The sequence below is a fragment of the Flexivirga endophytica genome (genome assembly GCF_014640635.1).
In the GTDB taxonomy this organism is placed as follows: Bacteria; Actinomycetota; Actinomycetes; order Actinomycetales; family Dermatophilaceae; genus Flexivirga; species Flexivirga endophytica.
Map to the genome: position 1 here is coordinate 60,558 of NZ_BMHI01000003.1, position 20,546 is coordinate 81,103.

21 protein-coding genes and 1 tRNA gene are annotated in these 20,546 nt (G+C 68.2%); 8 read left to right on the forward strand and 14 right to left on the reverse strand.

The window, feature by feature from the left end:
- Positions 1-12: 12 nt before the first annotated feature.
- Both IEX71_RS08855 and IEX71_RS08860 read right to left on the reverse strand, forming a co-directional pair.
- Complete coding sequence (locus tag IEX71_RS08855) at positions 13-1,275, reverse strand: GNAT family N-acetyltransferase (RefSeq protein ID WP_188836668.1); 1,263 nt, start codon at positions 1,273-1,275, stop codon at positions 13-15.
- 175 nt (positions 1,276-1,450) lie between these two features.
- Entirely contained in the window at positions 1,451-2,926 is a 1,476-nt protein-coding gene (locus IEX71_RS08860) for an MFS transporter (protein WP_188836669.1), read from the reverse strand.
- 162 nt (positions 2,927-3,088) lie between these two features.
- Between IEX71_RS08860 and IEX71_RS08865 the strand changes: the two genes are divergently transcribed.
- Entirely contained in the window at positions 3,089-3,565 is a 477-nt protein-coding gene (locus IEX71_RS08865) for an SAM-dependent methyltransferase (RefSeq protein WP_188836670.1), read from the forward strand.
- 19 nt (positions 3,566-3,584) lie between these two features.
- On the opposite strand, the gene IEX71_RS08870 is transcribed toward IEX71_RS08865, so the two are convergent.
- The 8 genes from IEX71_RS08870 to IEX71_RS08905 form a co-directional block, all read right to left on the reverse strand.
- Entirely contained in the window at positions 3,585-4,256 is a 672-nt protein-coding gene (locus IEX71_RS08870) for a GOLPH3/VPS74 family protein (RefSeq protein ID WP_188836671.1), read from the reverse strand.
- Between the two features lie 10 nt (positions 4,257-4,266).
- Positions 4,267-4,560, reverse strand: a complete 294-nt coding sequence (locus IEX71_RS08875; RefSeq protein ID WP_188836672.1) for an Ada metal-binding domain-containing protein — start codon at positions 4,558-4,560, stop codon at positions 4,267-4,269.
- Positions 4,550-5,260, reverse strand: coding sequence for a 2OG-Fe(II) oxygenase (locus IEX71_RS08880; protein ID WP_188836673.1), 711 nt, complete (start codon positions 5,258-5,260; stop codon positions 4,550-4,552). Before IEX71_RS08880 ends, IEX71_RS08875 begins: the two co-directional genes overlap by 11 nt.
- Complete coding sequence (locus IEX71_RS08885; RefSeq protein ID WP_188836674.1) at positions 5,260-5,877, reverse strand: methylated-DNA--[protein]-cysteine S-methyltransferase; 618 nt, start codon at positions 5,875-5,877, stop codon at positions 5,260-5,262. Before IEX71_RS08885 ends, IEX71_RS08880 begins: the two co-directional genes overlap by 1 nt.
- Positions 5,874-6,371, reverse strand: a complete 498-nt coding sequence (locus IEX71_RS08890) for an RNA polymerase sigma factor (protein ID WP_188836675.1) — start codon at positions 6,369-6,371, stop codon at positions 5,874-5,876. Before IEX71_RS08890 ends, IEX71_RS08885 begins: the two co-directional genes overlap by 4 nt.
- 45 nt (positions 6,372-6,416) lie before the next feature.
- Positions 6,417-6,641, reverse strand: coding sequence for a hypothetical protein (locus IEX71_RS08895; RefSeq protein ID WP_188836676.1), 225 nt, complete (start codon positions 6,639-6,641; stop codon positions 6,417-6,419).
- Between the two features lie 140 nt (positions 6,642-6,781).
- On the reverse strand, positions 6,782-6,985 hold the full coding sequence (cspE, locus tag IEX71_RS08900; protein WP_188836677.1) for a transcription antiterminator/RNA stability regulator CspE: 204 nt from the start codon (positions 6,983-6,985) through the stop codon (positions 6,782-6,784).
- 256 nt (positions 6,986-7,241) lie between these two features.
- The gene (locus IEX71_RS08905) at positions 7,242-8,672 is read right to left on the reverse strand and encodes an MFS transporter (protein WP_188836678.1); all 1,431 of its coding nucleotides are present in this window, start codon (positions 8,670-8,672) and stop codon (positions 7,242-7,244) included.
- Between the two features lie 77 nt (positions 8,673-8,749).
- On the opposite strand from IEX71_RS08905, the gene IEX71_RS08910 reads away from it, so the two are divergent.
- Entirely contained in the window at positions 8,750-9,634 is an 885-nt protein-coding gene (locus IEX71_RS08910) for an EamA family transporter (RefSeq protein ID WP_188836679.1), read from the forward strand.
- Between the two features lie 63 nt (positions 9,635-9,697).
- Here the strand turns inward: IEX71_RS08910 and IEX71_RS08915 are convergent.
- Positions 9,698-9,783, reverse strand: a tRNA-Tyr gene (locus tag IEX71_RS08915).
- Positions 9,784-9,977: 194 nt separating this feature from the next.
- Between IEX71_RS08915 and IEX71_RS08920 the strand changes: the two genes are divergently transcribed.
- Positions 9,978-10,475, forward strand: a complete 498-nt coding sequence (locus tag IEX71_RS08920; RefSeq protein WP_188836680.1) for a YajQ family cyclic di-GMP-binding protein — start codon at positions 9,978-9,980, stop codon at positions 10,473-10,475.
- A gap of 12 nt (positions 10,476-10,487) precedes the next feature.
- Here IEX71_RS08920 and IEX71_RS08925 read toward each other — a convergent pair whose 3' ends face one another.
- Positions 10,488-11,078, reverse strand: a complete 591-nt coding sequence (locus IEX71_RS08925; RefSeq protein WP_188836681.1) for a TetR/AcrR family transcriptional regulator — start codon at positions 11,076-11,078, stop codon at positions 10,488-10,490.
- A gap of 163 nt (positions 11,079-11,241) precedes the next feature.
- Between IEX71_RS08925 and IEX71_RS08930 the strand changes: the two genes are divergently transcribed.
- The 5 genes from IEX71_RS08930 (at position 11,242) to IEX71_RS08950 (ending at position 17,260) form a co-directional block, all read left to right on the forward strand.
- Positions 11,242-12,045 (forward strand): SDR family oxidoreductase, encoded by an 804-nt coding sequence (locus tag IEX71_RS08930; protein WP_188836682.1) that lies wholly within the window; start codon positions 11,242-11,244, stop codon positions 12,043-12,045.
- Positions 12,042-13,028: an NADPH:quinone oxidoreductase family protein gene (locus tag IEX71_RS08935; RefSeq protein WP_188836683.1), complete on the forward strand. Its 987-nt coding sequence runs from the start codon at positions 12,042-12,044 to the stop codon at positions 13,026-13,028. The genes IEX71_RS08930 and IEX71_RS08935 overlap by 4 nt, the downstream gene beginning before the upstream one ends.
- A gap of 37 nt (positions 13,029-13,065) precedes the next feature.
- Positions 13,066-13,821, forward strand: coding sequence for a 3-oxoacyl-ACP reductase FabG (gene fabG, locus IEX71_RS08940; protein ID WP_188836684.1), 756 nt, complete (start codon positions 13,066-13,068; stop codon positions 13,819-13,821).
- Between the two features lie 296 nt (positions 13,822-14,117).
- Positions 14,118-14,324 carry a hypothetical protein gene (locus tag IEX71_RS08945; RefSeq protein WP_188836685.1) on the forward strand — a complete coding sequence of 69 codons (207 nt, stop codon included), beginning with the start codon at positions 14,118-14,120 and terminating at the stop codon, positions 14,322-14,324.
- A gap of 59 nt (positions 14,325-14,383) precedes the next feature.
- Positions 14,384-17,260: a helix-turn-helix transcriptional regulator gene (locus IEX71_RS08950; RefSeq protein ID WP_188836686.1), complete on the forward strand. Its 2,877-nt coding sequence runs from the start codon at positions 14,384-14,386 to the stop codon at positions 17,258-17,260.
- Between the two features lie 4 nt (positions 17,261-17,264).
- Here IEX71_RS08950 and IEX71_RS08955 read toward each other — a convergent pair whose 3' ends face one another.
- Positions 17,265-18,062 (reverse strand): serine hydrolase, encoded by a 798-nt coding sequence (locus tag IEX71_RS08955; RefSeq protein WP_188836687.1) that lies wholly within the window; start codon positions 18,060-18,062, stop codon positions 17,265-17,267.
- Positions 18,059-20,542 (reverse strand): aminopeptidase N, encoded by a 2,484-nt coding sequence (gene pepN, locus IEX71_RS08960; protein WP_188836688.1) that lies wholly within the window; start codon positions 20,540-20,542, stop codon positions 18,059-18,061. The genes IEX71_RS08955 and pepN overlap by 4 nt, the downstream gene beginning before the upstream one ends.
- Positions 20,543-20,546 lie beyond the last annotated feature (4 nt).

The window sequence follows — 20,546 nt, forward strand, 5'->3', positions numbered from 1 at the left end:
CACTCCCCGCTGTCAGAAGCCGACGGCGGCGGCCGCGACCAGCGGCATGCGCAGGACGTCGTCGAGCTCCCGGGCTGCCCCTGCGCGCTGCTCGACGAGCAGCCCGGCCACGCGCGCGGCTTCGAGGCTGCGCGAACCGAGGTAGGCGGTCGCCAGCAACTGCGTGGCGAGCACCAGGTCCGGACTGTCGTCGGTGCGCGCGAGGTGCCCGGTGCCCTCCTCGTCGACGGTGAGCCGCCATCGTCCCTGGTTCCACGCACAGGCGGCGTCCTCGATCTCGAGCACGAGATCGACCGGGGCGGCATACCCGCGTCGTTCCATGGCGAGCGACAGGTCGACGAGTCGGATCCAAAGGCTGTCCCAGGTCGGACCGTGAATGCTGCGGTCACCACCTGCCCACGCGAGCACGGGATCATCGACCCCACGGCCGTTGAGGATGACCGAGGAGGTGAGGTCGAGGTCCACGAGACGCCGCAGCAGGGCGAGCTCGGCGGCGGGGTCACCGACCAGCTCGCCGACCTCGACCGTGCCGTCGGGGCGACCCTCCTCCCATTTCTGTTTACGGCGGAACCAGGCATAGCCGACATCACTGCCGTCACGGGTCGCGAACAGGATGCGCTGAGGTTCCTTGTCCCGCAGCGTCTGCGGTGTATCGCGGCCGAACATCTCGTAGGTCTCGAGTTCCCGGACCACAGAGCCGAGCGTAAGCGCGCCGGCGTGCTGTGCGGCAGCCTTCATGCGGTCCGTGACGCCCGGCTCGCCAGCGGCAACGAGACGTGTCCGGAGTGCTGACACCTCCTGCTCGAGGGTCGGGGCGGTGAAGGTCGCACCCCTACTCAGTGTCACCCGGGTCTCCAACGACGCAACTCCGTAGCCGTGTCTGCCGTAGATCGCCGGCTCACTCGCGTGGAGCACCGACAATCCAGACCAGTCGCCGCCACGCACGCGCTCGAAGTGGTCGCGCAGCATCGCGGTGAGGACACCTCGCCGACGCTCGTCAGGGTGCACGCCGACGAAGGTGAGACCGCTCACCGGCAGTTGCTGCAGGCTCTGTCTACTCCCGGGCACGGTGAGCGTCAGCGGGTAGACGCCATAGACGCCTGCGTAGTAGGCAGGGTCACCGTCCGCGACCTCGGCCGCGAACCGTTGGTCCTCCCGAATGCCGGAGAGCGCCTGCGCCGGCGATTCCCGCGACGGCTCGGCGAACCATACGAGCTCGTCGGTGTCGAGGAACCGCCGGGCGTCGCGAGCCGGGCCAACGTGTACATCTGCCATGTCACCAATGAAGCCGCACTGGAAGATCCGTCGCAACCTGGTTTCCGGGTTGAACTGCTCGAGCGGCAACGCGCGGCGGAGCCCGAGGGGATGAGAACCCGCCCGCGGCACGAACGTCGCCGCCCTCGGACCTGCCGCGATCCGCCGCACAGCGTGCGTCGAGCCGGCAACCTGCTCAGTGCTGCTCCTCCACCGAGCGTGAGTCGGTGAGAGTCACCGCGCCGAGGGTGGCGATGCCGCCGACCACTGCGGCGAGCACCAGGTAGGTGATCCGCTCGCCGTGGAAGAACGACGCCACCAGGCTGCTGCTCCACACGCCGGCCGGCAGGGTCGCGGTGACGAGCGCCGCGATCAGCGTTCCGACGATGGCGGTGCCGACACTGGTGCCGACCTCTTGTGCGGTGTCGTTGAGCGCTGTGCCCATCGACGTGCGGTTCTCCGGCATCGCGTCGACGAGCGCGACCGCGCAGATCGTCATCACGGTGCGCAGGCCGATCGTCATGACGACCATGGAGACCGCGATGGCGAGGTAGCCGTGCTCGACGCCCCACGCCATACCGACGAGGGAGCCGCCGAGGCACGCGGCGCCGACCAGACAGGCGATGCGGTGACCGAAGCGCTTGCCGAGCCACTCCGACAGCGGAGTCGCCACCAGCATGGTCACGATCATCGGCAGGTTCGCCAGTCCGGCCCGGACCGGGCTCCAGCCGTAGGCGTACTGGAAGTGCAGGATGAGGCCGAACATCACCGATGCCATGGCGATCGCCGTGGCGACCTGCGCGAGGAGGGCGCCGCGGACGGTGCCGTTCGACAGGACGGAGAGGTCCAGCATCGGTGCCTTGCTGGTCCGCTCGCGAAACACCCAAGCGAGTCCGGCGAGGATCGCGCCGGCGATCGACGCGATGGTGGCCAGTGAGAGCCAGCCGTGCTGGACGCCGCTGGTCAGGGAGTAGCAGGCCAGGCCGATCATCGTGATGCTGAGGGCCGCGCCGGGCAGGTCGAGCTTGTCGTTGGTCAGGCCGTCACGGTCATCGGGAGCCACACCTCGCCATACACCGATGGCGGCGATCAGAGCGATCGGCGCGTTCACGACGAGCAGCCACTCCCAGCGGATGTGCGCCAGTGCGGTGCCGCCGAGCAGCGGGCCCAGGATGAAGCCGGACATGCCGACGACGATCATCACCGTCATCGCCCGCATCCGCAGGTCCTTGCCGTCGAAGAGCCGGAAGACCAGCGAGTTGGTGATCGGCGCCATGGCCGCGGCGGCGACACCGAGCGCGGCGCGCAGGGCGATGAGTTGGCCGGTCGAGTCGACGAAGACGACCGCCAGACTGATCAGCCCGAAGAGGCCGAGTCCGATGAGCAGCACGCGCCGGCGCCCGAAGCGGTCGGCGATCGAGCCGGCGGTCAGCAGCAGTCCGCCGAAGGTCAGCGAGTAGGCGCCGGTGACCCATTGCAGCGCGGTGGTGCCGCTGCCGAGGTCGCGACCGATGGTCGGCAGCGCGATCGACAGCAGCGTGTTGTCGACCATCTCGACGAAGAAGGCGAGGCACAGCGCTGCGAGCGGGATCCATGCTGCGCGCAGCGACGAATAGGTCTTTCGCTGTGGTGGTTTCGGGGTGGTCGGTGGGGAGAGAGTGGTGTTCGTCATGGCGGCCTCCTTGGCAGGCTCGAGGGATTCGGTCTGCTGAGGAAGCTATGGACGCTGACTTTCAGGGTGGTTTCGCCGTACCTTCACGGGTTTCACGGGCGGTTTCAGGTCACCTGACATCCATCGACCGCTCGGTGCGCGAGCGGTGCCAGAATCCGTGCCATGGATCTCGTCATGGAACCCGTAGCAGTTGTTCGCGAAGGCCGTGCCACACCCGACGACGACTACTGGGGCGACTCGGTATGCCGGATCGAGCTGACCGCGGCATACGAGCCGGAGAGCCTGGCGGGGCTGGGTGACTTCTCACATCTCGAGGTCGTCTACGTCTTCGACCGTGTCGACCCGGAGTCGGTCGAGACCACCGCACGCCATCCGCGAAACCGGGACGACTGGCCGCTGGTGGGGATCTTCGGGCAACGCGGCAAGCGTCGGCCGAATCGCCTCGGCGTGAGTCGATGTCGGCTGCTGCAGGTCGACGGGAGGTCGCTCGTGGTGGAGGGGCTGGACGCCGTGGACGGGACCCCGGTGCTGGACATCAAGCCGTGGATGGTGGAGTTCGGACCGCGGGGTGCGGTGCGGCAACCGGAGTGGTCGACCGAGCTGATGGCTGACTACTACCGCCCCGAATCCGAGCGGTGACACCGCTGGATGAGTCGGCTCAGGAGTTGATGGTCGCCGTCGTGGTTGCAGCAGTGACTGCCGCGGTCACCGCCGCCATGGTCGCCGCCTGAGCCTCGCGGACAGCGCGCCCGGCTGCGCCGGAGGCCCAGTCACCGTCCGTCAGCTCCTTGGCCCGTTTGATCAGTTCCTTCTTGCTCATGCCGAACTGCTCGGGCGGAAAGATCGCCGGCACCGCGCCGCACGCCTGGACGAGTCCGAGCAGGGTCCCGGTGCGCGGATCGGGTCGAGCGGTCCCCACCAACACGGCCGCGACGTCGTTCCACACGCGGGCGCGTACGTCCGGCCGACGCAGGGGGAAACGGTTGGGACGCAGGAATCTTCCGCGCTCGATCGCCACGATGCCGGCCGCGGCCAGCCGATCGTAGAGTTCGTCGCCGAGGCCTTTGGCCACGCGGCCGAGCACGTCCTTGGGCTTCTTGCCGGCCTTCGACCGGAACGTCTCCAGCGCGCGATCGAGCGTCGGATCGCCCTGCGGGGTGGCGCCGCCCGGCAGCGCAAGACGATCCCGCTCATCGACCGCGACACGTCCCTGCAGGGCGAGTTCGGCGAGTAGGCCGCCGGCGAGAGCAACCGGAACGGACTGGCCGCTGGCCAGCCACTTCCCGTCCTCGGTCGTGCACAACAACAGCAATTCCTCCGAGAGCAGCATGAGAGCGACGTTACGCCTTGCTCTTCCAGGCTCGGTACTTCTCGGGCAGGCACACCGCGCACGGCCGGTATCCCGCTGCTACCGCGGTGGATTCGTCGGCGAAGAAGACGCGCACCTTCACGTATCCCCCTCGTTCGAGCGCTCGCAGCGCCGACGGACAGTCGAGGCGACCGTAGAGGTGGTTTCGGCGGTTGCCGCCGAACGTGCCCGGCACAGCCGACTCGTATGGCGCGCGGTCGGCGCCGAGCAGTGTGAACGTCTTGGCGCCAGAAGGCGTTTCGCCAGCAGGCCCATCAGGCCGCATCGTGGAACACCAGTGCCAACGTGTGCCGCTCACCGGAGCGGATCGCGGAGACGCCATGTCGGACCGGTGCCGCGGACCAGCCACGTTGCGACCGCACCGGCCGGTCACGGGTGGTGAAGACATATCCATGACCGTGCGGCAACAGCGTTGCGGTGCCACGAGATTGAGCACGGGGGCGTTGCTCCAACAACAGGAACTCACCACCGGTGTGGTCGACGCCGGGCTCGTTGAGGTTGATCACCACCTGCAGTGGGAAGACCAGATCGCCATACAGGTCGCGATGGAGGGCGTTCCAGTCCTTCTCGCCATACTTCAGCAGGATGGCGGTCGACTTGGTCTGGCCGGCCTCGTGGCACATCGCGAGCCACTCGTCGAGGGTGTCCGGCCAGATCGGGTCGCGCCCGAGTTTGGTCCACCAGTTCAGTGCGATCGGCAGCAGTCGCGGGTAGAGCGCCCGCTTCAGTTCGTCGATCGGCTCGGGGTATGGCGCCCGCAAATAACGGTATTCGCCCTCACCGAACCGGTGCCTGCCCATGGTGATCGTGCTGCGGAAGAGCTCGTCGCGTGGGTAGAGCGCGCGGATCCGCGCGGTCTCCCCCGCGTCGAGCAACTGCGGCAGCAGCGCTCCGCCGTACTCGTCGAGTTCCTCGGTGATCGCCGTCCAGTCGCCGGAGTCGACGCGGTCGCTCCACGTGCTCATCACGCGGCACCCTCCATGGTCAGCAGCTTCGTCTTGGCGTCGACTCCCCCGACATACCCGCCGTAGGAGCCGTCGCTGCGCACGACTCGGTGGCAGGGGACGACGATCGGCAGTGGGTTCGTCGCGCACGCGGTACCGACGGCACGGACCGCGCGCGGGCGGCCGACCAGTGCCGCGATCTCGCCGTATGACGCCGTGTGTCCGTAGGCGATCGACGGCAGGCTGCGTTGCACCTCGGCGCGGAATCCCGAGGAGAGCGAGTGGTCCAGTGCCAGGTCGAAGGTGGTGCGCCGGCCGGTGAAGTACTCGTCCAGCTCGCGGGCGACGTCGTCCAGCCGTGCGGGCGTCCGCAGGATGCGGGCGCTCACCCGTTGGGCGATCGTGTCGAGCACCCGGTCGAACTCCTCGCGCTCGTAGGCGACGCGCACCAGTCCGCGCTCGGTAGCGGCCAACAGCAGCTGGCCGAGCGGGGTGTCGATCGTGCGGTAGGTGACGTCGAGCAGGTTGTCGTCCGCCGCTCGACGCGCCAATTCGCTGCGCAGCGAGTCCATTTCGTCTGCGCCGACCGTCAACGCGGATGCCAGGTCGAACTCGGGAGTGTTGTTCGTGTCCATCATCGTGTTCCTTCCTGAGCTGCGCTCGCGCCATACGTGGTCCGCAGCCGCGTGATGCCGTCGGCCGCCGCCCTGCGGACCGCCTCGGTGGTGCCGCCGATCAGTGCGGCGGTCTCCTTGTGTGGCAGTCCGCCTACGTAGTGATAGGCCACCGCGAGGCGCTGGCGCTCCGGGAGCGACGCGACCGCGGACCACAGGTCCGGGTCCGCCTCGTGCGGTATGCCGTCGGTGCCGGCGATGGACGTCGGCAGTTCGTCGACCGGCACCGGTTGCCGGCTGCGTGCGCGGATGACGTCGACCGTCTTGCGTTGCGCGACCCGCACCAGCCAGGCCTCGACGTTGGTGTCGTCCGGCAGGTCGGGCCAGGCACGGAGCGCGGCCAGGAACGTTTCGGACCAGGCGTCGTCGGCGTCGGGCGTCATACCGAGCACTGCGCGACATACCCGCAGCACGGTGGGCCCGTGTGCGTCGATCGCGTTCTCGAATGGTTTGTTCATCATCACCGGGTAGTCGCCGTGGAGCGCCGAAACGTGAGGTCCGGCTCAGCCCTCACCGAAGTCGATGATCCGCCACGGTTGGGAGCTGTCGTGCCGGACGAGTTCGAAGGAGAAGATGTGGGCTTCGGGGTCCGGTGTGCCGTCGAAACTCTTCGTCGTCTCCGAAGTGTCGACTGTGACGGCTCGCTGCCAGCCGCGATGTTGCAGGTGCCTGACACCGTGGATCTTCATGTCGTGCAGCGCCAACAACGTCCCCCAGTACCACCGCATCCCTGCAGTATGGCGAGCCCGGCAACGATGCGGAGGACTAACGCGCTGTATGGCGCTGAGCGCCATACAGCGGCAAAAGCAAAGCGGGCGCACCCGGGAAGATCCCGGATGCGCCCGCTTCGATGAAAAAGTTCAGGCGATCAGATCGCGCGAACGTTCTCGGCCTGCGGGCCCTTCTGACCCTGGGCCGAGTCGAACTCGACCTTCTGGTTCTCCTCCAGCGACTTGTAGCCGCTGCCGCTGATGGCGGAGAAGTGCACGAAGACGTCGGGGCTGCCGTCCTCGGGAGCAATGAAGCCGAAGCCCTTTTCCGCGTTGAACCACTTGACGGTTCCTGTTGCCATGGTGGCGATTCCCTTCGGGTTTTCTGCCGGGCCGCACACGGTGCGCGAGCCCGGGGCCAAACGTCAACGTCGCGGGCGTCCGACAAGGATCGTCGGCACCTCCGCGTCGAGCGCTGCATGGATCCAGCGCGCTCAAGACGTGAAGGAACAACAACTGCTGACCACTGCCAAGCCTACCCTCTATGGCCGGTGGATCGCACCTACCGCCCCCAGGGGTTCGCGGAACGAGACGCGAGCCGCCCGATCGGCCCGTGGATCAGGTCGCCGCGCGGGCGTCACCGGCGGCTCCGGAAGCCCGGCGCAACCCCACTGCGGTGAGCAATCCACCGGCGAGAACGACGCCCGCGCACCACCACATCGATGCCCGGTAGGAGTCACCGACGGCGATCGGGTCGCGGTATGCCGTGCCCGACAGACCGGTGAGCAGTGGCAGCACCGCCACCGCGATGAGCCCTGCGGTGCGTGAGATCGCGTTGTTGATCCCGCTGGCGAGTCCTGACTGCCCGTCCGGCACCGCCGCGAGCACGGTGCCGGTCAGCGGCGCGACGAGCATCGACAACCCCAGGCCCATGATCACCACACCGGGCAGGATCTGCGTCAGGTACGACGGGTCGTCCGGCGCGAGGGCCAACCAGGCGAACCCGACCATCAGCACGACCGCACCGCCGATCATCGGCATACGGGCACCGAACTTCGTTGCCACAGAACCAAATCGGGATGCAAGGAAGAACATCAGGACGGATATCGGCACGGTTGCCGCGCCGGCCTCGAGCGGCGTCCAGCCGGCACTGACCTGCAGGAAGATCGCGAGGAACAGCATCGAGCCGGTCAGCGCCGCGTAGACGAACAGGGTGACGACGTTGATCACCGAGAAGTCCCGCGACCGGAAGAGGTCGGGCGGAACCATCGGGTGCGGTTCACGCATCTCGACCACGATGAAGGCGACACCGGCGACGATGCCCACCGCGAGCGCCGACACGGTCGACGTGGATGCCCCGGTGTCCGGCCAGGCGGTCAGCGCCCAGGTGATCCCGGCCAGCGTGATCGGCGCGAGCACGACCGCCCACCAGTCGAGGCGGTGCAGCGGACCGGCCTCACGGGACTCCGGTGCGGTGCGGAGCAACCACAACACGACAGCGGCGATCGGCACGTTGATCCAGAACGCGATGCGCCAGTCGATGCCGACCAGCCAGCCACCGACGACGGGACCGGCGGCGGTGGCGATGCCGAGTGTGCCGGTCCACGCGCCGACGGCCCGCATCCGGTCCTCCTTGCGGAACGACGACTGCAGCATCGCCAGTGAGCCCGGGGTCAACAGGGCCGCGGCCACACCCTGCAGGACGCGCGCGAATACGAGCACCTCGATCGTCGGACTCAGCGCGACGATGACAGAGGTGATGGCGAAACCGGCCACACCCCAGCCATATACCCGCTTGCGTCCCACCCGGTCGCCGAGCGAGCCGCCGATGAGGATCAGCGACGCGAGCGCCAGCGTGTAGCCGTTGACCACCCACTGCAGGCCGGCGAGCTCGGCGTGTAGGTCGTCGCCGATGTGCGGCAGCGCGACGTTCGCGATGGTGCCGTCCAGGAAGCCCATGCCCGACCCGAGCACGGTCGTTGCCAGCAGCCGACGACCGGCGGGCTCGTTCATCGCGAGCAGCCGGGTCGGCTCGACCTCGTCCGTCATCTGCACATCAAGGCTCCCGTGATCAGCATCATTCCCTGGCTGCGGTCCCATCCTCGTCGTTCGCTAGCGTCGAGGGAATGTCCGCGACCGCTCTGGCTCTGGTGCTGACCGCAGCGCTGCTGCACGCGATCTGGAACATCGCGGCCAAGCGCGTCGCCAACGGCGGCTACGTGTTCGTCTTCTGCTACGCGGCGTTGTCCGCTGTCCTCTGGCTGCCGATCGGGTTGATCGTGTTGCTGGCGAACGACACCGGGATCACGTGGGCGCTGCTCGGCGCGACCGCACTGTCGGGGTTGCTGCACATCGCCTACGGCCTGGCGTTGCAGACCGGCTACCGCAAGGGCGACCTGAGCGTGGTCTACCCCGTCGCCCGTGGGACCGGGCCACTGCTCACGATGCTCTTCGCCATCCTGGTGCTCGCCGAACGACCCGGTGGCGTGGCCATCTGCGGTGGCTTCGTGATCGTCGCGGGCGTCGCGGTAGTGGCTTCGGCGCGCGCTCCCGGAGCGCGGCAGCGCCATACGGGAGCAGCACGCAGGTCGGCATACAAGGGATTGCAGTGGGGCACGCTGACCGGGCTGGCCATCGCGTCATACACGCTCTGGGACGACCACTCGATGACGCAGCTGGCCCTGCTGCCGATCCCCTACTTCGCGCTGAGCACCACCTGGCAGAGCCTGCTGATGGTGCCGGGGCTGCGCGGTCGGGGCACCGAGCTGGCCCGCGCCCCGCGCGATCACTGGCGCGAAATCGTCTGTGTCGCAGTGCTTTCCCCGCTCGCCTACATGCTGGTGTTGCAGGCGATGACGACGACATCCGTCGCGCTGGTCGCGCCGGCGCGCGAGTCGAGCATCGTCGTCGGGTCTCTGCTGGCGTGGAAGCTTTTCCACGAGCCGGCGCCGGCACGGAAGTTCGCCGGCGCGGTCGTGGTGCTGGCGGGCATCGCCCTCATCGCCGTATGACGCGTCCGCCCGCGCCCGGCACATGGCGAAGGCCCCGGCGAGATTGCCGGGGCCTTCGTGCACTGGTGCCAGGTCTAGGATTCGAACCTAGGTAGCATTACTGCGACGGATTTACAGTCCGCTCCCATTGGCCGCTCGGGCAACCTGGCGTGGTGCTCGAGGCAGGCTAGCAAGTCGGTGTCCTTCGGACCACTCGACCCCGCTGGCCGCTCGGGCAACCTGGCGTGCGTGGACGAGGATAACAAGCACGGGCGGCCCGAGCCAATCGGAGTCCCACGGCCGTCGCGACGGCCGCGGGCGGCATACTCGGGCGAGGAATCCAGCCGTCAGAAGGAGCAGCACCATGGCCGACTCTTCGTTCGACATCGTCAGCAAGACCGACAAGCAAGAGGTCAGCAACGCGCTGAACCAAGCGGCCAAGGAGATCTCCACCCGCTACGACTTCCGCAATGTCGGCGCGGTGCTGGAGTGGTCCGGCGAGAAGATCGTCATGAAGGCCAACTCCGAGGAGCGCACGCTCGCCGTGCTCGACGTCTTCCAGACCAAGCTGGTCAAGCGCGGCGTGTCACTGAAGTCGCTCGAGTTGTCCCACGACGGCGAGCCGCAGCTGTCCGGCAAGGACTATCTCCTGGAGGCGACGCTGAAGGACGGCATCAGCCAGGAGAACGCCAAGAAGATCTCCAAGCTGATCCGCGACGAGGGCCCCAAGTCGGTCAAGTCGCGTATCGAAGGTGACGAGCTGCGCGTCACCAGCAAGTCGCGGGACGACCTGCAGGAGGTCCAGCGGCTGCTCAAGGGCGCCGATCTGGATGTCGCGCTGCAGTTCACCAACTACCGCTGACCGGTCAAGGAGCTACCGCCCGCTGGACGCGCCCGCCATCCGCAGCGCCATCCGGGCACTGTGGTCGGCGATGCGTTCCGGCGCCCAGGCGTCGCGTTCGTCGTACCAGCGGGCGACGTCGATGCACATGCCCATGATCGCGTTGGTCGTCATACCGACGTCGGCGCAGTCGAACTCGTCGGTCGCCGCGCCGTCGGCAAGGACACCGCGGATGAGCTGTTGTATGTCGTGGCGCAACGCGTCGATCGTGGCGCGGTGCTCCGGCGCGAGTGCGGCGAGCTCGTAATTCACCACTCGGGCGAGCGTGTGGTCGGTCGTGTGCCCGAGCACGAACGTGCGAATCATCGCGCCGAGCTGCTCCGTCGGGGTGTCGGCGGCGGCCGCAGCCTCGCGCAACGCGCGCAGGCTGGCCTCATGCCCGCCCAGCGAGATCGCGAAGAGCAGCGACTCCTTCGTGCGATGGTGCACGTAGACCGCCGCCGGCGACATACCGGCTGCGGCGGCGATGTCCCGAGTAGTGGTGCCGTGAAACCCCTTGGCGCCGAAGGCATCCCGCGCAGCATCCAGCAGTCTGCGTTGCGCTGCCGAGGGCGACGGGTCCATCGGTTCCCTTCCCGCTCGACACTCCACCGGCGGTTGCCGATGCGTTGACGAGCATGCCGCAGCGTGCGACGCTAAGCAAGCGCTTAGTAGCGAGCAGCCGACCGACCCGGCCGACCCGGGAGACGTGGTCGCACCGCCGCCCCGCAGACCTCGAAGGAGCATCGTGCCCAGACCACTCACGACCTGGCAGGACCAACGAGTCGTGGTCACGGGCGCCGCTCGCGGCATCGGTGCCGCGGTCGCCGAGCGTTTGCTGTCGCTCGGGGCGCGCGTCGTGGTGACCGATCTGCTCGAGGACCAGCTGAGGGAGACCGCGGATCGCATCGGCGCACAGCCGATCTCGGCTGACATCTCGACCGAGGACGGCGTCCGCTCGGTCGTGTCCACCGCGCGCGAGCACCTGTCCGGGATCGATGTGTGGATCGGCAACGCCGGTGTCGCCCGTGGCGCCGGGCTCGATGCTCCCGACACCGACTGGGAGACCTCCTGGTCGGTCAATGTGATGGCACACGTGCGCGCCGCCCGGCTGCTGTTGCCCGAGTGGCTGGAACGCGGGTCCGGCCGTTTCGTGGTCACCGCATCCGCCGCCGGCCTACTCACGGTGCTGGGCCAGCCGTCATACGCAGTCACCAAACACGGCGCCGAGTCGTTCGCCGAATGGCTCGCGGTGACCTACGGCCATCGCGGCATCGACGTGCACGCGATCTGCCCGCAAGGCGTGCGCACCGACATGTATCCCGGTCCGGGCGACGACCCGGTCGCCGACGTCATCGGTCACGACGGCGCTCTGGAGCCGGCGGACGTCGCCGACGTGCTGGTGAGGACCCTTGCCACCGGCGACTTCCTGGTGCTGCCGCACCCGGAGGTGAAGGACTACTTCGCGATGCGCGGGACTGACACCGACAAGTGGCTCAGGGGCATGCAGCGATTGCAGGAGAGGATCGACGAGGCAGGAGAATCGCGATGAAGGCATGGCAGGTCCGAGAGCTCGCGGCACCCGCGGATGCGTTGCACCAGAACGACATTCCGGAGCCGGAGCCCGGGGCGGGTCAGGTGCAGGTCCGTGTTCGCAGCGCGGCACTGAACTTCCCGGACGTGCTGATGTGCCAGGGCCTCTACCAGGTACGGCCGGAACTGCCCTTCACCCCGGGCGCCGAGCTCTGCGGGGAGATCACCGCTCTCGGCGACGGCGTCACCGACCGGAACGTGGGTGACCGGATCATCGGGATGGCGGCCCTGCCACACGGCGGCTTCGCCGAGACGGCGTTGATGCCCGCGGCGAGCGCACTCGCTCCCCCATCGCTGGACGACGACGCGGCAGCGGTGCTGACCATCGCCTACCAGACCGCGTGGGCAGCCCTCTTCCGTCGGGCGGGGCTGCAGCCCGATGACACGGTGCTGGTGCAGGCGGCCGCGGGCGGCGTCGGATCTGCGACGGTGCAGCTCGCGAAGAACAACGGCAACAAGGTCATCGCGATCGTCGGTGGCGCCGAAAAGGCAAACGCTGCAACGGCACTGGGCGCTGACGTCGTGATCGACCGCACTAGGGACGACGTCGTGGCGAAGGTCAAGGACGCCACCGACGGACGCGGGGCCGATGTCATCTTCGACCCCGTCGGCGGAGATGCCTATGAGCTGCTGGCCAAGTGCGTCGCTTTCGAGGGCCGCATCGTGATCGTGGGTTTCTCCGGTGGCCGGATCCAGGCGCCCCCGCTCAACCACATGCTGCTGAAGAACTACGCGATCCTCGGCTTGCACTGGGGCTATTACCAAACGATGCGCCCCGCGGTCATCGCCCAAGGGTTCGCCGAGCTGTCCCGGCTGGCGGCCGAGGGCGTCATACGACCGTTGATCAGCAGGCAGCTAGGTTTCGAGGAGTTGCCGCACGGACTCACCGAGTTGGCCGCAGGCCGGACCATCGGGCGGCTCGTCTGGCACCCCACCTCCTGAACCGTCATCTGACCAACCCGCACACCCAAGGAGAACCATGACCGACCAGCGAACCGCCATCGTCACCGGTGCCGCACGCGGCATCGGCGCTGAGATCGCGAGGCGCCTCGCCGCGGACGGCCTCGCCGTCGCCGTCCTCGACCTGGACGAGGGTGCCTGCCAGGGCGTCGTCGACGACATCAACCAGGGTGGTGGCAAAGCACTCGCAGTCGGCTGCGACGTGAGTGACGAGGAGTCCGTGTCGGCCGCCGTCGAGCGGGTCGCGACCGAGCTCGGAGCGCCGACAGTGCTGGTCAACAATGCCGGCGTGCTGCGCGACAACCTCATCTTCAAGATGACCGCGGACGACTGGGACACCGTGATGAACGTGCACCTGCGCGGCAGCTTCCTGATGACGCGCGCGGCACAGAAGCACATGACCGCGGCGAAGTTCGGCCGCATCGTCAACCTGTCGAGCACGTCGGCGCAGGGCAACCGCGGTCAGGTCAACTACTCCGCGGCCAAGGCGGGACTGCAGGGCTTCACCAAGACGCTGGCCGTCGAGCTCGGCAAGTTCGGGGTCACCGCCAACGCGATCGCGCCGGGCTTCATCGTCACCGACATGACCAAGGCAACCGCGGACCGGGTCGGCATCGACTTCGACGAGTTCCAGCAACTGGCCGCCAACGACATCCCCGTGCAGCGCGTCGGTCGACCGGCCGACATCGCCAACGCGGCGTCGTTCTTCTGCAGCGAGGACGCCGGCTTCGTCAGCGGCCAGGTCCTGTATGTCGCCGGCGGTCCCTACGACTGATCGACGCCCGTCGCCGCTCCTCCGATCGAGCGGACAGCATACCTAGTGAGCGGACAGGAAAAATCGCAGAATCCCGGCGAATTTTCCTGTCCGCTCGGTGCGTTCCTGTCCGCTCGGCGAAGGGGTTCCGCGAGACTGCGTTGAGGAGTACGAGGGACCGGCGTAAGGAGTCCGGGCGCTACGTGAGGTGTCTGAGGCACTACCTCAGCCACAAATAGGGCATCTGCCCGACGCGGCGTGCTACCTCAGCCGACGAATCTCGATGTCACCAGCACAAGACATCGAAAGGCACTCTGATGAAGTACTCGTACTCCACCTCACCCATCGTCGACGCGGAGATCGCGTTCCGGCAGCAACAGATCGCGCACGACTTCGCCGTCGCGCACGGCTGGGAGCTGAGCGTCCGTCGGCTCTTCGGACGCCGCCGGCAGCCCGCGGAGCAGAAGCCGACACCGCGCCCGAACACGAACCTGGTCACCCCCGACCGTCTCGGATGGCGGTGACCGCCGGCGGATCGGCGCTGACCGATCCGCCGGAGCCGTTCGCGGGGGACAATGGGGCCGTGATCCCCGATTCCGCCCCTGCCGGCCCGATCTTCGGCCGCACTGCGGAGATCGACGACTTCGCGCAGTTGCTCGGGGACCGCGCGCAGTCGTCGATCACGCTGCTCGGCGGTGACGCCGGCATCGGCAAGACCCGGCTGATGCAGGAGATCGCGGCAATCTGCCGCGAGGCCGGCGGTGTCGTTCTCGTCGGGCGCTGCCTCGACCTGGGCGACAGTGCTGCGCCATACCTCCCGATCACCGACATCGCACGCTCGTTGCGTGAGTTGCCCGCCGCGGACGGCGTCGTCTCGACCGAGCGCCTGGTGCCGAGCGAGGGCGTCCGACCCGTCGAATACTTCGAGACGGTCGCCACCATGCTCGACGAACTCACCGGGCTCGCACCCGTGCTCGTCGTTCTCGAGGACGTGCACTGGGCCGACCGCGCGACGCGCGAATTGCTCACCTACCAGTTCACCCACGACGTCCGGCCCGGTGTGCACGTCGTGGCGACCTACCGCACCGACGACCTGCACCGGAGGCATCCCCTGCGGCCCGCACTCGCCGAGTGGTCCCGCCTGCCCACCGTGCGTCGGGTGCTGCTGGAGCCGCTCACGGCTGAGCCGTCGCGCGCGCTCGTCGACCATTTACGACCCGGCCTGGCCGATCCCGACGCCGGCGACATCATCCGCCGTTCCGGCGGAAATCCTTTCTTCGCCGAAGAACTCGTCGCCGCTTCCATGCAACCTCGCGACGCCGGTGGGCCGGCGCTGCCCGGCGATCTCGCCGACCTGTTGCTGGTGCGTGCCGACTCGCTCGACGATGACCCGCGTCGAGTGCTTCGCGCCGCGGCCGTCGCAGGCTCGGCCGCCTGCGACAGGACGCTGCGGGGTCTGGTCGATCTGCCGCCGGAGCGGTTGCAGGACGCCCTGCGCGCTGCCATCGACGCACACCTCCTCGTCACGAGTCGCGACGACACCTACACCTTCCGACACGCGCTCCTGGCCGAGGCCGTGTATGACGACCTGCTCCCCGGCGAACGCGTCCGGCTGCACGACACGCTGACCGACATACTCCTCGAGTGCGGCGATTCCTACCGACCCGCAACGCTGGCGATGCACGCCGAGCAGGCGGGCCGCTTCGAGACCGCGCTGCAGGCCAGACTTCGAGCCGGCGACGACGCCATGGAGACGGCCGCCCCATCGAACGCCGCGCGACATTTCGAGGCCGCCATCTCGCTGGCCGCCTGGCACCCGGAGCTCACGGATGTCCCGACCGACCTGCCGCGACGCGCCGCGCGGGCGTTGCTCGCCGCCGGTGACCCGCACCGTGCGACCGAGCTCGTCCGCGACGCACTGCGAACACATAGCGGCACGCTGGTGGAGCGGGCAGAGCTGTTACGCCTCTTCCTGTCCGCCCTGCTGCTGACCGACCTGCCGACCACGAGCACCAAACTCGGCATCGACGGCTTGCCCGACGACGCCGACGAACTGCTCGACGTCGGCATCGGGTGGGCCCGCGAGTGCGAGGAGAACGTCCTGCTCGGGAAGTTCCTGGCGCTCCGGGCGCGCTACCTGCTGTCCTTCGAGAGGCACGACGAAGCGGCTGTCGCCGCAGGAGACGCACTCCTCGTCGGGCGCGCGGTCGACGAGCCGATGATCATCACCGATGCGATGACCACGCAGGCGAAGCTCGACGGACTCGCCGGCGACATGACCTCTGCGCTGACGACTCTGGAGCACGTGCGGCAACAAGCAGCAGCCGAAGGCGACATCCGCGCCGAACTACGCGCACTGCATCAACTCGCCGGCCTGCAGGCCCGGGCCGACCAGCACACCGCGGCCGCCGCGACCTTCGACAAGGCGGTCCGGCGGGCCACCGAGGCGCACGCTCGCACCGAGCTCTACGGCTTGGACTCGCTCGTCTTCGGCGCGACGCTCGCGGCCAAGATGGGCGATTGGGGGCACGTCGACGAACTGCTCGCGGACACCGATGCCCTGCCGCGCATCGTCACTGCGGCCGCCGCCGCCGTGCGTGAGACGGTCGATGTCGCGCGCGGTCGCTTCGATCGTGCGCTGGCCGCGCACGAGGAGTTGCGGTCGCACTGGTCGCAGGACATGTTCATCGTGGCCCACGATGCACCGGCGACGATCGACGTCCTGGGTGCGACGGGCGACCTCGCCGGCGCGGTTGCGGTCTATGACGAAGCCGTTGCCACCGTCCGCCGTGTATGGCGACTGCCCGTCTTCGACGCCGAGATCCGGATGACCGCGCTGCTGCTGACGCACATCGCCGATGCTGTCGCGGTGAGGCCGCGTGAAGCCACCGATTGGTCTGCCCGGGTGGAGCAGCTCAATGACACACTGGAAGAGATCCTGTCCGTGCGCGGATGGCGGGAGTCGCTGGGTGAGGAGTCACGTGCGTGGTTCGCACGGGCGCAGGGGGAGCTTGCCCGACTGGCTGGCAACGACGCTCTTGCCGTGGACGAATATCGTGAGGCAGTAAAGCTTTTCGAGAATGCCGGGTTCGTCTACGAGCAGGCGGTCGCCGAGCTGTCCCTGTCACGGGCGCTGCAGGTGACCGGCGAGCTGAGCGAAGCTCGCACGCTGTCCGGGCATGCACTGGCGACCGCACGACGACTCGGAGCCACGCACCTGATCGCGCAGTTGCGCGGTCGGCCACGCGCCGAGACCGGTCGCGGCAGCGGACTCACGCCACGCGAGCGCGACGTGCTCCAACTCGTCGCCGAAGGTATGACGAACGGGCAGATCGCCGGCAAGCTCTTCATCAGCACCAAGACCGCGAGCGTGCACGTCTCGAACATCCTGGCCAAGCTCGGCGCGGCCAACCGGACCGAAGCCGTCGACCTGGCGCGACAGCAGGGCGAGCTCGACTGACGACTCAGCCCTCGGCCATCCGATCGCGAATCTCCGCACCGATGCGGCCCATCCGAGCCATCACCGAGGACAGTCCGGGCGGGGAGTCATCGGTCGGCCAGTTGGCGACGGCTGCGTATCCCACGGCTCGGTCGCCGTCACGCACGAGTCCCACGTCGGCACGGATTCCGTCGTCGGTGCCGGTCTTGTTGATCAGGAAGGGATGCCCGACCTCATCGATCGTGTTGTGCGCCAGTGGGTCCTCGAGGAACGCCGACGCGACCATGGACAGGTCGGTGCTCAGCGACATCCACTCCTCGACGCGGGCGGACACGACGCCGTCATACAGCTGCCGGAGGTAGTGGACGAGTGCTGCGGCGCTGGCTCGCGAGAGAGTCTCCGGGGTGCCCGGGACCGACCGGTCCCGTGCTTCGCCGCTCACGTAGTCGAGCATCTCCATCGGCTTGGCGCCGATCGAATCCCCGTATGCCGCAACGGCATCCAGCCCAACCAGGTCCAGCAACACGTTGGTCGCGAGATTGTCGCTCACCGCACCGACCAGCCGGCACGCGTCCACGAGGGTCAGCTCGTCCTGGTCGAGTGTGTGCCACAGCCCGGAGTCGCGCACGAACCGTGCACCGGTCTTGCTGACCCGGAGATCGGCAGCCAGCTCGCCGGAGTCGATTCGGCGAGCGACGTCCCCGAGCACCAGGAGCTTGCCGACCGACGCGGTCTTCAGCACCAGGTCGGACGACTGCTCGATCCAGGGCGCCGCGGCGAGGTCGTCGAGCCGCACCGCCAGGATGCTCCAACGGATACTCATGCGACATCTCCGAACCGCCGCTGTGCCGCGAGCTGCTCTCGCAGTCTGCTGGTGCCATCGACGAACGAGCGTCGCACGCCTGCCGGGAGCTGGCCGGCCAGTGCACTCTCTGCCAGCTCGACGGTGCGTTCCTCCACGACGGTGGTGGGATAGCCGTCGGCGGCGAGCAGGTGCAGCACCATGTCGCCGAGTTTGCTGGACAGCTGGGGTAATTCGGTGAAGAAGCGCTCGACATACGGCCGGGTGATCTCCTGGTCGGTCGCCCCGAAGAACGTCCGGGCCACCGCCCCGAGCTCGTGGCTGCTGGCGTTGTCGGACTCGGTCAGCCGGGACCACGCCCAGGTCTTCGCCTCCGCGGTCGGGATGCGGGTGCGGGCCGACAACGACCGCAGCACACCGCTGACCGACGGGTCCTTGGCCCGCCACTCGTCGATCTCCGGGACACCCATCGCGCCCAGCGACGCCAGCCGGCTGATGACCGACCAGCGGAACTGGTCGTCGCCGGCGAGGAAGGCCGGCAGCCCACGACCAGCGAGCCAGTCGCGCAGCAGGTCCGTGTCGGCAGAGGTGGCCGCGACGAGTCGTGCGGCGGTCAGCCGCCGCGAGTCGCTGGCCGAAGTCGCCTCGAAGACACGGGTCCCAGTGGCGGCCAGGCGGTCGAGCGCGGCCGGAGTCTTCGCGATGGTCAGGAACCGTCCGGGAAGCAGTCCGGAGGTCATGGTGGCGACGGCTTCGAGCAGTGGATCGACGTCTTCGACGGGCCATGCAGCCTCGAAGGTGTCGATCACCAGCGACGGATCGACGGTGCCGAGCGCGAGACCGTTGAACAACGACGACCAGACCACTCCCCGCGCGGTCGCGTCGCGTAGATGCGGCAGCTCCTCGGGCAACTGCCGTTGGGTCGCCTCGTCGAGCGCGACGATCGCCCAGGTGCGGTCAGTTGCGTTGGGGAGCAACAGGTTCGGTGTCCGGCCGGGATTGAGATCGGGGACCTCGGTGCGGTCGGCATCGATGCGCACGTCGACGCGGGAGATCTGGACACCGTGCCGAAAGGCCGCTATGTCGGTCACGTGCGGCCGCTGTGCCGGGAACTGCGTCGGCGCGGTGCGGGTGATCGACACTGCGTCGCCGTCGACGGATGCCGTCATGACATCGGTGCCCGGGGTCAGCAGCCAGGCCCGCGCCCAGTCCTGGATGTCCCGGCCGCTCTCCTCGCTCATCGCTTGGAGGAAGTCATGCAGGCTGGCATTGCCGAACTCGTGTGCGTGCAGGTATTTCCGCACGGCGGAGAGGAAGACCTCCTCGCCGAGGTATGCCGCAAGCTGCCGCAACGCGGAGGCACCCTTCGGGTACGTGATGCCGTCCAGGTTCTCCAGCGCTGCGTTCGCGTCGGGCGCGGGCGTCCCGGCGATCGGGTGGGTGGACGGCGCGCGGTCGGCGGCATACCCCCAGTTCTTGCGTATGGCGGAGAAGTCGATCCACGCCTCGGAGAACTCGGTGGCCTCGGCCGTGCCCTGCTGGGCGAGGAACTCCGCGAAGGACTCGTTGAGCCACAAGTCGTCCCACCACTGCATGGTGACCAGGTCGCCGAACCACATGTGCGCCATCTCGTGGATGATCACCACCGCACGCAACAGGTGCTCGGCGCGGGACGCGTGCCCTTGGAAGACGAACTCGTCGCGCAGGGTCACGCAGCCGGGGTTCTCCATCGCACCCATGTTGAATTCGGGCACGAAGACCTGGTCGTACTTCCCCCACGGATAGCGGATGCCGTAGACGCGGTGGTAGTAGTCGAAGCCCTGCCGGGTGATGGTGAAGATCTCCTCGGCCTGGTCGGCGAGCTGGTCGGCCAGCGTCGCGCGTGCGTAGATGCCGAGTGGGATCCCGTCGTGCTCGCTGGTGCGGACCGCGAAGGGTCCGGCGCACACCGTGAAGAAGTAGGTCGCGATCGGCCGCGTGGTCTCGAACGTGCGCCAGCCGTCGACGGTTTCGTTCGCCGCACCGTTCGCCGCCACCACCCACTCCTCCGGCGCCTTCACCCGCACCGTGTATGGCGCCTTCAGGTCCGGCTGCTCGAAGCAGGCGTAGATCTTGCCCGCGGTCGACGATGCCGGGCTGCCGTAGAGGTAGGCCTGCTCGTCCTGCGGGTCGACGGCTCGGTGCATGCCTTCGCCGTCGCGGACGTAGCCCATGGTGGCGTCGACGACCAGCTCGTTGTCGGCGTCCAGGTGGTCCAGCCAGAGCCGGCCGCCCTTGACCTGTGACTCGTCGATCGCGTTGCCGTTCAACGTGATCGAGCCGACTTCACGGGGGTCGAACTCGACGAATGTCGACGCGCCGGGTGTGGAGCAAGTGAAACGGATGGTGACCGCCGACCCGAAGAGCTCAGCTCCCCGGGTAAAGTCCAGCGCCAGCTCGTAGGACGTGACGTCGACGAGCGATGCGCGCTCCTCGGCCTCGGTGCGCAGTAGGGACGACACAGTG